This is a genomic window from Shewanella aestuarii, assembly GCF_011765625.1.
GTDB lineage: Bacteria > Pseudomonadota > Gammaproteobacteria > Enterobacterales > Shewanellaceae > Shewanella > Shewanella aestuarii_A.
The window spans coordinates 1,042,089-1,056,861 of record NZ_CP050313.1; the positions used below are offsets into that span (position 1 = coordinate 1,042,089).

The 14,773-nt window shown below is 42.1% G+C and carries 12 protein-coding genes and 1 pseudogene; 8 read left to right on the forward strand and 5 right to left on the reverse strand.

Features of this window, described 5'->3' with window-relative positions; translation table 11 throughout:
• Positions 1 to 2 precede the first annotated feature (2 nt).
• The 5 genes from HBH39_RS04800 (at position 3) to HBH39_RS04820 (ending at position 4,666) form a co-directional block, all read left to right on the forward strand.
• The gene (locus HBH39_RS04800; RefSeq protein WP_167676098.1) at positions 3 to 242 is read left to right on the forward strand and encodes a DUF4266 domain-containing protein; all 240 of its coding nucleotides are present in this window, start codon (positions 3 to 5) and stop codon (positions 240 to 242) included.
• Positions 233 to 1,531, forward strand: a complete 1,299-nt coding sequence (locus HBH39_RS04805; protein WP_167676100.1) for a DUF3570 domain-containing protein — start codon at positions 233 to 235, stop codon at positions 1,529 to 1,531. The genes HBH39_RS04800 and HBH39_RS04805 overlap by 10 nt, the downstream gene beginning before the upstream one ends.
• 102 nt (positions 1,532 to 1,633) lie before the next feature.
• Entirely contained in the window at positions 1,634 to 2,512 is an 879-nt protein-coding gene (locus HBH39_RS04810) for an FAD:protein FMN transferase (protein ID WP_244325774.1), read from the forward strand.
• Between the two features lie 59 nt (positions 2,513 to 2,571).
• Positions 2,572 to 3,231 carry a response regulator gene (locus HBH39_RS04815; RefSeq protein WP_167676102.1) on the forward strand — a complete coding sequence of 220 codons (660 nt, stop codon included), beginning with the start codon at positions 2,572 to 2,574 and terminating at the stop codon, positions 3,229 to 3,231.
• Between the two features lie 34 nt (positions 3,232 to 3,265).
• On the forward strand, positions 3,266 to 4,666 hold the full coding sequence (locus HBH39_RS04820) for an ATP-binding protein (RefSeq protein WP_167676104.1): 1,401 nt from the start codon (positions 3,266 to 3,268) through the stop codon (positions 4,664 to 4,666).
• Between the two features lie 1,003 nt (positions 4,667 to 5,669).
• On the opposite strand, the gene HBH39_RS04825 is transcribed toward HBH39_RS04820, so the two are convergent.
• The 4 genes from HBH39_RS04825 to HBH39_RS19750 form a co-directional block, all read right to left on the reverse strand.
• Positions 5,670 to 7,184: a DUF3300 domain-containing protein gene (locus HBH39_RS04825; protein ID WP_244325743.1), complete on the reverse strand. Its 1,515-nt coding sequence runs from the start codon at positions 7,182 to 7,184 to the stop codon at positions 5,670 to 5,672.
• A gap of 106 nt (positions 7,185 to 7,290) precedes the next feature.
• Positions 7,291 to 8,571, reverse strand: coding sequence for an ATP-binding protein (locus HBH39_RS04830; RefSeq protein ID WP_167679968.1), 1,281 nt, complete (start codon positions 8,569 to 8,571; stop codon positions 7,291 to 7,293).
• A 65-nt stretch (positions 8,572 to 8,636) separates the two neighbouring features.
• Positions 8,637 to 9,320: a response regulator transcription factor gene (locus HBH39_RS04835; protein WP_167676106.1), complete on the reverse strand. Its 684-nt coding sequence runs from the start codon at positions 9,318 to 9,320 to the stop codon at positions 8,637 to 8,639.
• A gap of 2 nt (positions 9,321 to 9,322) precedes the next feature.
• Positions 9,323 to 9,652 (reverse strand): PepSY domain-containing protein, encoded by a 330-nt coding sequence (locus HBH39_RS19750; RefSeq protein WP_244325744.1) that lies wholly within the window; start codon positions 9,650 to 9,652, stop codon positions 9,323 to 9,325.
• 195 nt (positions 9,653 to 9,847) lie between these two features.
• On the opposite strand from HBH39_RS19750, the gene HBH39_RS19625 reads away from it, so the two are divergent.
• The gene (locus HBH39_RS19625) at positions 9,848 to 10,780 is read left to right on the forward strand and encodes a choice-of-anchor H family protein (protein WP_208764182.1); all 933 of its coding nucleotides are present in this window, start codon (positions 9,848 to 9,850) and stop codon (positions 10,778 to 10,780) included.
• 107 nt (positions 10,781 to 10,887) lie between these two features.
• Positions 10,888 to 11,565 carry an OmpA family protein gene (locus HBH39_RS04850; RefSeq protein WP_167676108.1) on the forward strand — a complete coding sequence of 226 codons (678 nt, stop codon included), beginning with the start codon at positions 10,888 to 10,890 and terminating at the stop codon, positions 11,563 to 11,565.
• 209 nt (positions 11,566 to 11,774) lie between these two features.
• Here HBH39_RS04850 and xseA read toward each other — a convergent pair whose 3' ends face one another.
• Positions 11,775 to 13,130: an exodeoxyribonuclease VII large subunit gene (xseA, locus tag HBH39_RS04855; RefSeq protein ID WP_167676110.1), complete on the reverse strand. Its 1,356-nt coding sequence runs from the start codon at positions 13,128 to 13,130 to the stop codon at positions 11,775 to 11,777.
• 120 nt (positions 13,131 to 13,250) lie between these two features.
• Between xseA and guaB the strand changes: the two are divergent.
• Positions 13,251 to 14,722: pseudogene (gene guaB / locus HBH39_RS04860) on the forward strand (IMP dehydrogenase).
• The last annotated feature ends 51 nt before the right edge of the window (positions 14,723 to 14,773 follow it).

Consider the following 14,773-nt stretch of genomic DNA (forward strand, 5'->3'; position numbering starts at 1 on the left):
AGATGAAAATCAGTATAAATAAACGCTTAGTGACCTGTGTGCTACTTTTTTCTGCAGCAAGTACGTTAACCGGTTGTTCAAGCCTTGGGGTTGAGCCGTGGGAGAAAGACCAGTTTGCTCGCGCAGATATGGCGCTTGATCATGAGAAGCTAGACTTGTCTTTAGACGATCATATTTACTTTAGTAAAGAAGGTACTAGTGGTGGTCGTTCTCTTGCTGGCGGAGGTTGCGGATGCAATTAACTAACAAACATTCAATCGCCTCCGCATTGGCGATGGCCAGTTGTAGCTTGCTAAGCCAGACCGTGAGTGCCACAGAGCCAGTACCAGCTAATGATGATTGGAATGTCGATGCCGCTATTATGTATTATGGTGAGCAAGAACGTGTGCAAGCTGTTGAAGCGATTGGTAATGTGCAAAAGGCTTTTGGTGATAGCTCGTTATTGGATATGAAGCTGGTGGTGGATACGTTAACCGGTGCATCAGCATCGGGGGCGGTCGCACAATCACAAGAACAAACCTTTACTCGTCCATCGGGTAAGGGCCAATATAATGTTGCTGCGGGTGAGACTCCGTTAGATGACACTTTTCACGATACGCGAGTGCAATTAAGTGCCAACTGGCAAGAAATACTAAATCCAGATTGGACTGTCAATGCGGGTGTTTATGGTTCTAAAGAGTATGATTATTTCTCTTTAGGCTTAAATGCTGGCGTTGAGCGCAGTTTCAATAAAAATAACACCACGTTAGCGTTATCCGGAGCTTATGCAAATGACACTGTAGACCCTGTCGGTGGCCGCCCGGTTGCGTTATCTAACATGGTTTTCCGCCAAGACTATGATAATGATGAAGCGTATCAAGCTGCATTTGATGCGACGCGTTTAGAGGGTGATGACACCAAGCAAACAGCTGATGTGATGCTGAGTTTAACCCAAATTCTGAACCGTAATTGGTTAATGCAAGCTAACTACGGGTTTTCCAGTGTGTCGGGTTATATGACCGACCCCTACAAAATATTAACTGAGGTTGATACTAATGGCATCGCCCAAGGCTATCGTTATGAAAATCGCCCTGATTCACGCCTAAAACACAGTGTATTTTTAATGGCGAAGGGGGCATTGGATTCAGGTGTGGTTGATTTCTCCTATCGATACAATACCGATGACTGGGATATTCAGTCGCATACACTTGAAACTCATTATCGATACTATTTTGCACCCAATTTTTATGGTCAAATTCATTTGCGCTACTACCAGCAGCAAGCGGCAGAGTTCTATCAACCTTTCTTAAAGGCTGATCAAGCTTTACCTGAGTTTGCCAGCGCCGATTATCGCATTGGTGATATGGATGCTTACACAGTTGGGCTTAAATTTGGTCATCGACTATCTGGTGGTCATGAAATGAGTTATCGTATTGAGTACTATCAACAAAATCCGAAAAATAACGGCTTTGACATTCCGGGTGAGCTGAATAACTATGATTTGTTTCCTGCAGTAAAAGCCATTGTTGCGCAGGTTAGCTACTCATTTTAGTTGTTCATTTTGCTTATAGAGTGTTTGTCTGTTATCGAGTAAAAGGCATTGAACCCAAATACATTAACAGCCAGTCACACAAGCTTGAAAATCGCCCCAACCATGATGCAATTAACGCAGCGTAGTTGGGGCTTTTTAGGTTGTTTCGATGCCATGGCAAGTCCGTGTGAGTTATTGATTCAAGGTCATGATGAGCAAATTGCACGGCAAATGCTCACAATGGCTTTTGATGAAGCGAAAAGAATTGAGCAAAAATACAGTCGGTTTATCGCCAGCAATTTGGTAGGCAAAATTAATCATGCTCAAGGTGAACCCGTAAGCATTGATAGTGAAACGCTACAACTGCTGGAGTTTGCCAAACAATGTTATCAATTAAGTGATGGCGCTTTTGATATTACAGCGGGGCCATTAATGCAGCTGTGGCGATTTGATGGAAAGCATGCGATACCCAATAGCGCAGATATTCACCTTGCCTTAGGCTTGGTGGGATTTAATAAAATTGAGTTTTCAGCAAGCCAGATCAAGATGCCCGTTGGCATGAGCTTAGATTTTGGCGGGGTGTGTAAAGAATATGCCGTCGACAGAACCGCACAATTACTGGCGCAGCGTTGGCCAACTTACTCAGTGTTGGTTAATTTTGGTGGCGATATTGCTTGTCCTATCAGCAATAATGATGGCTGGCAGGTTGGCATTGAAAACCCACAACAGCTTGATAATGCCGCAGGATTACTGACTATTAAGCAAGGTGCATTGGCAACGAGTGGAACTACGCGCCGATATATTGAAGTGAAGGGGAAGCGTTATGGGCATATCATTAATCCACAAAGTGGTTATCCTGTTGAACACGCACCATTGTCGGTAACGGTTTTGGGCCCCAATTGTATTGCCGCAGGCATGTTATCGACAATGGCAATGTTAAAAGGCGCAGAGGCTGAAGCGTTTTTACAGCAGCAAGGTGTCGAGCACAAGGTGTTTCGCTAGTCGTGCATTTAGCGTTAGATAAAGCAACAAGTTAACCGTTGAGTAAATAAAGGATCATTATGCGTGTGCTATTAGTCGAAGATAACCTGCTGTTAGTTGAGGGGTTGCAGCTGAGCTTAACAAAAGAAGGCATTCAAGTGGATCATTTGTCTTCCTATAAGCAAGCCATGGTCGCGTTGGATAATGAAGATTTCAGCGCGATTATTCTCGATTTAGGTTTGCCAGATGGGCAAGGGGCTGACTTGATTAAATATTGGCGTAAAAATGGCGTATCTTTGCCTATCATCGTCCTCACCGCCAATACTGATTTTGATACCCGCTTAACATGTTTAGATATTGGTGCAGATGATTATTTGAGTAAACCTTTTGATGTTAGAGAGCTAATCGCCCGTTTACGCGCCATTATTCGACGCCAGCATGGTCTTGATAATAATCAATTTAGTTATGGTGCGCTTCGTATCGATTTTGCTCGCTGTGAGGTTCATTTTAAAGATCAACTGATAAATTTATCTCGTCGCGAATACCAATTACTGCTGGAGTTTGCCCAATCTGCAGGACGAGTATTAACCCGTAATCAGTTAGAACAACTAACTTACGGCTGGGATGAAGTGGGCAGTAATTCAATAGAAGTGCATATTCATCATTTACGTAAAAAAATGGCCACTGAATTAATTAAAACGGTGCGCGGCATTGGCTACATATTAGCTGAAGTAAATTAATTCACTCTATTTTCTGTTTAAAGCCAAGGTGCTTATGCTGTCGTTACGATTATCTCTTAGCTTATTGATGCTAGCCGGCGTGATTTTAACCGTCTCGTTTGCCAGCATCTTAAGTGGCCGTGATGCCGAACATGAAATTAACGAATTGTTTGATGCTGATATGGTGCAAACCGCCAAACTGCTCGAGTTGTTTTACGTTAATGAACTCACCTTGGATAAAATTAAACTGCTAAGTGAAACACCTATCCGATTCCATATTCCAGAGTCCAATATTGATACTTTATCTGAGCAAATGACTGCGCAGACGTTATCTTATGAACGTAAACTCTCGTTTCAATTGTTTTCAGCGACCGGAAAATTATTGGCTTATTCTGATAATACTGATGCCAATGAGTTAGCACAGTTTACCGAAGGATATGTCAAACAGTTTATTAATGGACACCAATGGCATGTGTTTCGTTTGTATTCAGAAGCAAAAAAAGTATGGATAGTAACGGCCCAACGTAATGATGTTCGCCAAGAATTAGTCGACGAAATTAATGCTAATAGCTGGCGTTCAGCGTTAATTATTACGCCAATCATGCTGTTGTTATTATTGATGGTGACTTATTATTTGTTTCAACCTCTATCCCAATTAGAGCGCCACTTAACATCACGTACCGCACAAGATTTATCACCTATTGATATAAAACTGCCTAAAGAGTTGATATCAATTCAACAGGCGTTGAATAGCTATTTAGGGCGAATTGCCAGCATGATGCAACGTGAGAGGCGTTTTAGTGCTGATGCGGCCCATGAACTTAAAACCCCGCTTGCCATAATTAAATTACACAGTGACGGCTTAACAGATTTGCTGACTGGCGCTGATGAATCAATTCAGCAACAAGCTTTGTCTTATACTCAAGCTGTGCAAAAAGGAATTCATCGCATGGGGCATACGGTTGAGCAACTGTTGTTATTATCTCGGGTCGATGCCATTGATGCATTGAATAAAACAGAGTGCTCATTACAGCAGTTGGTTGACAATGTGATCAATCAACTGGTGCATATCGTGGCCGATTATGAATGGCAGATAGACATTCCCAAGGGATTAACCATTCATGCTGACCGTTTTTATATTGAAGTTGTGTTAAAGAATATTATTGAAAATGCCTGTAAATATAGTCCACGGGATTCGTTAATTACCATCCGTGCTGAAGCGGATGAGCTGCAATGTGTAATTTGTGTCATTGATCAGGGCAATGGTATGACAAGCGAGCAAATCAAACTGGCTAAAAACCGTTTTTATCGTGTTGATGAAAACGTTTCTCAGGGGGCGGGGCTTGGTTTATCAATATGTCAAAATATTATGACATTGCATCAAGGTGATATTAGCTTTAGCCAAATCAAACCAACAGGGTTAAGCGTTTGTTTGGTTTTACCCTACAGTGCATAGGTGAATATGCATAAGGTGAACTGATATTCGGACAAACTAGATTTTGGACAGAAACGTTTTAAGGCCACGAATTTTAAACTTCATTTATATTGGTTTTTCTGTAGTTCATAGCTGCAACCTAACCAATTGCCTGCCGCAGGCTATCGTGCAGATAATCCAGCGAGACGCCGCAAGCACGTCCGTGTGGGCTTAACCAAAACCAATAACATCCTTGTTAAAAAGCCAGTTCGGCATCCATGCCTCTCGCTCAGAAATGTTTCACGCAGTGAAACTTCGCCTTGTTTTGGATACTCGCTGGCTGATCTGCATCTGAATTTTCGCCTCTTCGATTTAACCTTGTTTGGATCTAATTAGACGTAAAACTTTCATACCTAATTTGAATTGAGGTCATCGAGACTCTTTATTTCGAGACCCCTTGAGCTTGGCATGGATGCCAAGCTAGCTTTCGTTAGGCCATGGTCACTCTTTGGCATCCCTGAAATCGTGACATTTGTAAATCCATTTACTTCAGACGCCTATCGGAAGCGTTAGGGAGATTTTGTATTAGTCGACAATGACCGAATCAGGTTACATATGAAGTTTAAAGCTGGATCGAACCCCATCGAAAATATGCGCTTTTCAGCATTTTTTGTCTGGGGCGCTGAAGGTTTCCAAAGGGCTTCTTTTGTAAAAAAAGCATGCGTTTGCCCTTTTGGTCTGGTGTGGGCGAAGCGCCACGACGTTTGTGGCCGCAGGCCATATTACAAAGATACTTTTGGGCAAAAACGAGTTTGTCAGACAGTCAGTTCCTCGCTCATAACTATCTTTCCGATGAAGCCCAATCCTATTCATCGAAACTGTAAGATCAGATATGTGTAACCACACATAAGGCTGTTAACACCAAGCGATTTTGTCGCTTTGAATCGCATTCAGCCGAGTTAGCGCTATTTTATGAGCTTAATTTACCCTTTGCGATGGTTTGCTGCAGGGCATCGCTTTTATAAACAGCGATGCCCGCTGCATCTTATTGATGGCCTCTGCTTGAAGCTGAACGACTGGTGTGGCTAGTGTTCGAGCTTTGTCTTACTTGATGTGAAGCTGTGCTCATTCTACTAGGTTTAGCACTTCTATTAATTTGAACATTTTTATTAACTGGCTCAGCTCTATTAACATGCGTATTTGTTGGTCGCTGTACTTGGCTACGATTTGTGTAGCTTTGATTTAGGTTATTTTTTACTTGATTAACATTACTCGGGCGCTGTGGTGCTGAGCGATCATTAACCGTTGGCGTTTTTGCTGCCCGATCATAGTTTTTAATTTGTTTATTTCGCTTTACTGTTTCACGGGTTAATTGCTTGTCCCTTTGCACAACCGGCTTTGTTGTGCTGGTTGGGCGATCACGGCTAGTTTGCTGCAATGCTTTGTTTACTCGTTGTTGCTCTGTTTTATGAACATTCATACGATTGTTATTGATCGCCTTGTCTTTAGCGATCACATGATTTTTATCTAGATCTCGACGGTTTAAATCGCGAGTGTTGTGCTGTAATTTATCTTTAATGCCTTTGTCTTTGCTGTAATTCGGTTTTTGGTTTGGCGCTTTATTAACGATATCACGGGTTTTTTGGTGATGTTGATAACGTTGTGGCGTGTCGTAGCGTTTGCTCACTTTTGAATAGCGATAAGCAACCCCATGACGATGAGTTGGTTTATGCTTCCAACGCTGTGCGCCATTACTATAAGCAATTTTACGTGCTGGTTTGTAGTAATGACTGTGCCTGTGATTAATCACCACAATGCGATGACTAGACCAATTGACCGCACCAAAAAAGAAGTTAAAGCCAATGTGTACCCGCGGCCCCCAATAAATTGGACGGTGATAACCGTAAAGCACAGGGCGTGTGTACCAGTACACCGGCGGGTATGCATGCCAGCGCCACGTTCCATAAACCACTCTTGGATCATAATAAGGAACGTAAATCACTTCTGGCTGTGCGGGTTCAATGATAATCTTTTTCTCAACACGGGTGACTGTCATGTTATCCATGCCGTCAAAGCTTTTGGCTTTGTCGGCCTCTTGACGTAAGGTTTGAACCGCGTTTAATACAACTTCTTCATCTTGTAAAAATGCATCACCTAAGTTTTGAGTCCACTCCAAGTCATCATTTAACTTTTCTAGTACGCTAGGAAACGCCACCAGTGCGATCACACTAGGGTCCCAAGTTTGCTCTTCAGCTAACTTCATTTTGTTTTCGGTATCTAACTCACCATATTGTTTCGACCAGCGTTGTGCTTGTACTAATTCAAGTGGGTAAGTTGAAGCAATTAAGATGTGGGTCAATAAGCTGTCTGGGTATAAGGCAATGGGTGCCAGCATCTGTGCTAGTTCCGCTTCAGATGGCATAGCCTCAACGGACTGACTAACTTGATTATTTTGATAAGTCGTGTCTGTTGATGCAGCCAAAACAGTACTAGACGAGCATAAGCACAAGGCCAATAAAAGCGTCTTTATTGAGAGTTGGTTAATGTGAGGTCGTTTCATACTGTCTCCAGGCACCTAAAATAGGTACTTTGCGAATGTTAACGACAGCATAACCAAGTGAAAATGAACGTAAGCTGAAAGCTATTAATGAGTGGTGATTTAATTTTTATGATGAGTGAAATGTAAGGCTGAATTTCGCGCCGCCAAATTGTTCAGATTGACTAACGTTAAGAGTACCTTGATAGCTATTAACCAGATCGCTAACAATGGCTAAACCGATACCATGGCCTTGTTGATAAGTGTCTGCTCGCACGCCCCGCTCAAATATGCGCTGTTGTTGTTCAGGCGTTAACCCCACGCCATCATCTTCAATAATAATGTGTAATTGCTCTGCCTGAATCACCGTTAATAACACTTGATGTTTGGCAGCCTTGCAAGCGTTATCAAGAATATTCCCAATCATTTCACTTAAATCTGCACTATCGCCTCTAAAAATGGCGGGCTGCTTGTCTTCAATCAGTTGGTAATCAATATCAATATGACTATCGCGATAAATTTGGCTTAGGGTTCTAACTAATTTACTGGCGGTTTCATCAACACTAATCCCAAGGTGCCATGCATTGGCTGCAACGCTTTGGGCTTTTTTCAATTGATAACCAATAATATGGTTAATATTATCCAGTTGTTCATGGCTATCTTGATTAAGTTGCGGTTGCGATTTAAGCACCGCTAGTGGGGTTTTTAGGCTGTGTGCGAGATCAGCAAGAGCATTACGGTATCGTTGTCGTTGCTGTTGCTCTGTATGTAATAAGGTATTGATTTGTTTTGCTAATTGGTTTAGCTCGCTTGGGTAGGCCTGTTGCAGCGCGGCGATTTTACCTTGTTCGATAAGTTGGATTTCTTGGCCAAATTGATTGATGGGTTTTAATGTCCAAATTAACCAAACCGTTTGAATAACGGTAAGGACTAACATGAGTATCCCAATCCAACTCCACAGGGTTTGATTAAACTCATCTATCTGAAGTTGATAATCGGTTTCATTTTTAATGATATGAATGGTTACGGGGACAGACTTTGTTTCAGTGGCAAAGCTGACGGTAAAGCTGAAAATAATATGCTTTAAGTTATCGATTTTAATGCGTTCTAATCTATGCTGACCTATGGCTGGCTCAATCAGCTTTGGTGGGTGTAAGCCAAAAAAAGATCCTGATGACCACAGCACTTTATCTTGAGTGCTAATTAACGCATAAAGGCCAGAACCAATCACATTAAATTGATTTTCGACAAGGTTTGCTGGCATCACAAGTTGTGCATTTTCCACTTCAGCCACCGCTAATACACTATACATATAAGCATTTAGCTGATTTTTAATCGATTGACCAATTTGCCTTTCAAAGGCTTTATTTAACGTAAAACCGATACTTGGCAGTAATACCACAATAAGCATTAAGCCACTCAATATAAAGCGAGTTTTTAATGACAGGCGCCAATGCGGTGTTAGTGACAAAAGGATTAATCCTCGGCCTGAATTTGACGAAGGCGGTAACCTTGGCCTCGTAAGGTTTCAATGAGCTGATATTGATTATCGGCATCTAGCTTTTTGCGTAGGCGACGAATAAACACCTCAATCACATTTGAGTCTAGATCAAAATCTTGATCATAAATATGTTCGATTAATTGCGACTTTGAAATCACTTCATCTTGGTGAAGCATTAAATACTCGAATAATTTAAATTCAGAACTGCTTAAGGTGACGGGTTGTTTGTCGAGCGTGACCACCATGGTGCGGGTGTTAAGTTGAATGTGGCCGTTAGTAATAAGTGGGCTGGCTTGCCCTGCTGAGCGGCGAATTAAGGCATTTAACCGAGCAACTAACTCCTCAACTTGAAATGGTTTAGTCAGGTAATCATCTGCGCCTGCATCTAAGCCTTTCACTTTTTCTTGCCAGCCATCTCGGGCGGTTAAGATTAAAATAGGGTAACTAATTTGTTCGGCTCTAAGGGTTTCAATCAAACTGATGCCATCCATTTTAGGCAAACCGACATCAATAATTGCCGCATCATAGGGGGTTTCTTGTGCTTGAAATAAACCATCTTCGCCATCGGATGCGACATCAACACTGTAGTTTGCCTGTTGTAAATGCGCAGCTAGATTAGTTTGCAAGTTCAAATCGTCTTCAACTAACAGTATTCGCATGATTAATTCCTTGATACCGAACCGCTTTGGGCATTTACATTGGCATAAAATACTACGCCATCTGAACTGAGTAATTTCACTCTATAACCCGATGAAGTTGATTGTACCCGCAATACTTTGCCGCCAAATCGGCTTTGGGCAAGGCTTGCGGCTTGTTGTGAGCTGGTTATAACAAGGTTTTGTTGTTTTTTAGACTGTGGGCCGGGGCGAAGTGCTGAACCCTGAGCGCTTAACTGTAGTGCACTTTGAGCAAAGCTGACTGAGCTGATAGATAACAAACTTATCATCAGAAGGCATAGTAGAGTGCTGTTTTTTGAAACCGTTCGGGTCATGGGGGTATCCATTCAACAAGTACCTTGTCAGTGTAAAAGATCCGCCAGATTTTAGAAACTACTGCGATATCTTATTGTTGATTATCTAGTGAGTTAGATGAACACAAACTGAATGCGAAGGCATTATGTGTGTTCAGCTTGGATTCATTTTCATTGGTTTTAAATGTGTTAAGCGTTAAATGAAAAGGAATGATTATGAAGACTTCTAATAGCACACTAGCAACAAGCAACAATATCGCTAAAGGTTTATTACTATTAGTCAGTTTGTTGGCTGGGTCGACATTACAAGCGGCGCAAGTTGATCAGCACTTTGCTGGGCGAGTTGTGGTTAGTGCGGGTAAGTCGCTATCGCTTGGTGATAGCAATAATGAAGACGTTAGCTTAGACGTCAGAGCGGCACAAATCGCTGAGCTTAAAGCTCAGGCACAACAGCAGTTGAATGGCACAGATAAAAAAGTTAACCAACATCTTGTTTCTAAAGAGCAGAACACGGCATACCAAACCAGAGAACAACGGCTTGAAGCTTATAAGAATGGTTCGTTAACTCAAGTGCGTCATGGCATTAGTGGCAGTGCTAAAAATACTGTTAATCATGTCAATTCAGCACAAGCAAACGTGGTCACACAGTCTTATAACGGTTATCGTGACTTTACCATTTATGAAGCCTATAGCCGGTTGTTTGATGATTTTGATCGTGATGGTTTTTATCAAACGTTCAGCGTAACGTTTGACGCTGATGTCTATGGCTACAGTGTGAATGAGCCCGCCGATGTTTATGCTGAAATGTATTTAAGCCGAAATGGCGGTCCTTGGGAACATTATTACACCACAAAGGTATTTACCATTTACGGTGATTCACCCGATGACGATTTTGAAGTACTCACGACTTTAGCAAGAGGCTACAAAACCGATTATTACGATGTACTTATCGATTTATATGAATATGGCTATAGCGATGTGGTGGCAACGATCAGTGGTGATGATTCCGATGGTTTGTATGCATTACCACTTGAAAGCAGTGACCGTGATGAAGGATATGAAGTGATTCACGCCGGAACATTAGGTGGATTAAGTTTGGGGTTGATTGGCTTTATCGCGTTGATTCGGCGCATTTATTATTCAAAATAAATAATTGCTAGAGTTTATGGTTGTAAATAATGAAGATTTGAACTGTAATTAATAAGTCTGAGTACGCTTACATTTTTGAGAGACATTAATCACAACAGGAAAAGAATATGGCGCTAAAATTAAATTCAGCTGCATTAGGTGGGGCTTTAATGGGAACGGTATTGTTATTATCAGGGTGCCAAACCACCGACCCATATACCGGTGAAGCAGAAAACAGCAAAGCGACTAACGGTGCGCTTATAGGCGCAATTAGTGGTGCGGTGATCGGTGTGGCATCCTCAAGCAAGAAAGATCGTAAAAAAGGCGCTTTGATCGGCGCGGCATCTGGCGCGGCAGTGGGTGGTGGTATCGGTTATTATATGGATGCCCAAGAAGAAAAATTGCGTAAGCAACTGCAATCAACAGGAGTAACCGTAACGCGTAATGGTAATGACATCATGTTGAACATGCCTAATGAAGTGACATTTGAGGTTGATAAAACCGAGTTAAGTCAGCGAGCAAAAGATGTGTTGAATAGTGTGGTGTTGGTGGCACAAGAGTTTGATAAAACAAAACTTAATGTGTTTGGTTTTACAGACTCTAGTGGTTCAGAATCATATAATCAGCGTTTATCACAAGTTCGAGCAAGTGAAGTGGCGCAATACTTAACCAGCCGAAATGTGGCAGGTTCTCGGGTTGTGGCAACTGGTATGGGCGAGTCAAAACCTATTGCCAGCAATGACACACCACAAGGTCGTGCGCAAAATCGTCGCGTTGAAATTGTATTAACGCCAATTGAGGGGTAATTAATGCTCAACTGAGTGTTAACTCTTTGATAAAAGCCATCTTTGGATGGCTTTTTTGATCAAGTTTAGTCACGGCCAGCCAATAATCATTGAGCATGCGAGCTTGTGGAAATACTCGACAACAGCCTTAGATTTTTTGATTGCAGAATAACTGCTTATCGAAAAATTTGCCTTACTATCATGCAATTTCCTAGGTTATCTCTGTTCACTTATTTACCGTGATGGGTATTATTCTCGACTTTAATCACTTTGGATTCAATCTTTCCGCTTTTTAAACGAGTGTGAATCACATCGCCAATATTCGCTAAGCTAGCATCATCAAGTACAGTATTGTTTAGTGTGGTAATCGAATAACCGCGGCTTAATGTTGACAGAGGACTAACAGTTTCTAATTGATGTGCAGCGTGTTTGAGACGATTTTGTGCCTGAGTTAAATAGCTTTGCTTTGCATCATAAAAACGTGCTGATAAGTACTGTAACCTTTGCTGCTCAGCTTTGAGTAGATGAATCGGCGAGCGTTGCTGTAAACGACTTTCAAGCTGCTGCTGAACTAATGTTAAACGACCAAGTTTATGGCTAATGGCATTTTCTAATCTTAACTGCATTTCATCAAAACGCTGCTCGAATTGTTGTAAGCGGCGAATTGGCTCGTGACGTTGTAATCTATGATGTAATTCAGTCAGCTGGCTATGCTGATGGAGTTGATAATGACGCATCCCTTGTTGTAAACGCAGTAGCATACTGGCCAGTTTTTCGGTTTTATTGCCTTTATCTTTTGATAATAATTCAGCACCCGCTGATGGCGTTGGTGCTCTCACATCAGCAACATAATCACTAATGGTGGTATCTATTTCATGCCCTACAGCGCTAACAACCGGAATTGCGCTGTTATAAATCGCATGCGCTAGGTCTTCATTGTTAAAGCACCACAGGTCTTCTAGCGAGCCACCACCGCGAGTCAGCAGTAATACGTCAACTTCTAAGCGCTGATTCGCTTGAGCAATGGCATGGCAAATTAATTGACTGGCGAGCGCCCCTTGCACTTGAGTTGGATAAACAACCACCTCAATTGATGGGTCACGTCTTGCAAGTACATGCAGTACATCGCGAAGAGCTGCACCGGTTGCCGAGGTAATCACCCCAATGCGCTGAATGTTATTGGGTAATGGGCGCTTAGTGTCGCTGGCAAATAATCCTTCTGCGGCCAGTTTCATTTTGAGTGCTTCAAATTCTTGTGCTAACAGCCCATCACCAGCAGGCAACATAGATTCAATGAGTAATTGATAATCGCCTCTCGGTTCATACACGCTAATAGCGCCTTTAACTAATACTTGTTGACCATTAATGGGTTTAAAACGGACCGCTTGGTTTCGGCCTTTAAACATGGCGCAACGGATTTGGGAAAAGTTATCTTTAAGCGTGAGATACCAATGCCCGGAAGAGGGTGAAGAGAAATTAGATATTTCACCATTTAGCCAAATTTTGCCTAATTGACCTTCAAGAATTTGCCTGACTTCGCCATTGAGCTTAGAAACGGTATAAACATTGTTTTTTGTGGCACTCATGACTGTTCTCATTCTAAAGCTAATAAAAACCTATTTTCCATTTACCAACCCCAATATGCAAGGTATAATCCCGCCGCAATATTTCACCTCTAAATCCTACTCAACTAGGGAGATGTTGCCATGTTACGTTTACTAAAAGATGCTCTAACCTTTGACGATGTGTTGTTGGTTCCTGCACACTCCACCGTACTCCCTAACACCGCTGTTCTTAAAACTCGTTTAACAACCAAAATTGAATTAAACATTCCGTTAGTGTCTGCTGCAATGGACACGGTAACTGAATCTCGTCTGGCTATTGCGATGGCGCAAGAAGGCGGTTTAGGTTTTATTCATAAGAATATGAGTATTGAGCAACAAGCCGAAGAAGTGCGTAAAGTTAAAATTTACGAAGCGGGTGTTGTTCAACAACCTGTTACTGTTACCCCATCAACTAGCCTGACTGATTTACGCTTGTTAACCGAAAAAAATGGTTTTGCGGGTTATCCAGTGGTCAATGATGAACACGAATTAGTCGGTATTATTACTGGTCGTGACGTACGTTTTGTTACCGATTGGAATAAAAACGTATCAGATATGATGACGCCAAAAGATCGTCTAGTGACTGTTGCAGAAGGCACTAAATTAGACGAAGTGCAAAAGTTAATGCACTCACACCGTATTGAAAAAGTTTTAGTGGTAGATGATAACTTCAAGCTTAAAGGCTTAATTACGGTAAAAGATTTTGAAAAAGCTGAACGTAAACCAAACGCATGTAAGGACGAATTAGGTCGTTTACGTGTTGGTGCTGCGGTTGGTGCAGGTGCTGGCAATGAAGAACGTATTGATGCCTTAGTTAAAGCCGGTGTTGACGTTTTATTGATTGACTCATCACATGGTCATTCTGAAGGCGTGTTACAACGTATTCGTGATGCGCGTGCCAAATACCCTGATTTACAAATTGTTGGTGGTAACGTTGCAACTGCTAGTGGCGCTTTAGCCTTAGTTGAAGCGGGTGTTAACGCTGTTAAAGTGGGGATTGGCCCAGGGTCAATTTGTACCACTCGAATTGTTACCGGTGTTGGTGTACCACAAATTACTGCGGTATCTGATGCCGCCGAAGCAGTTAAAGCACTAGGTATACCTGTGATTGCCGATGGTGGTGTCCGTTTCTCTGGTGACTTAGCTAAAGCGTTAGCTGCTGGTGCATCATGTATTATGGCAGGCTCTATGTTTGCCGGTACTGATGAAGCTCCGGGTGAAACAGAGCTTTACCAAGGCCGAGCTTACAAATCATACCGCGGTATGGGCTCGTTAGGTGCAATGAGCCAAACACAAGGCTCATCTGATCGTTACTTCCAAACAGATAATGCTGCTGACAAATTAGTACCAGAAGGTATTGAAGGTCGCGTGCCATACAAAGGCAAGCTAAAAGAGATTATTCACCAGCATATGGGGGCTTGCGTTCTTGTATGGGCTTAACGGGTTGTTCAACAATCAAAGAGCTAAACGAAAATGCACAGTTTGTTAAAGTGACTTCAGCTGGTATGGGTGAATCACATGTACATGATGTGACCATAACCAAAGAAGCGCCTAACTACCGTTCAGGTTCTTAATTTGAATAAGGGCAGCAAACGCTGCCCTGTTACTGTTATCAATTTACTTAA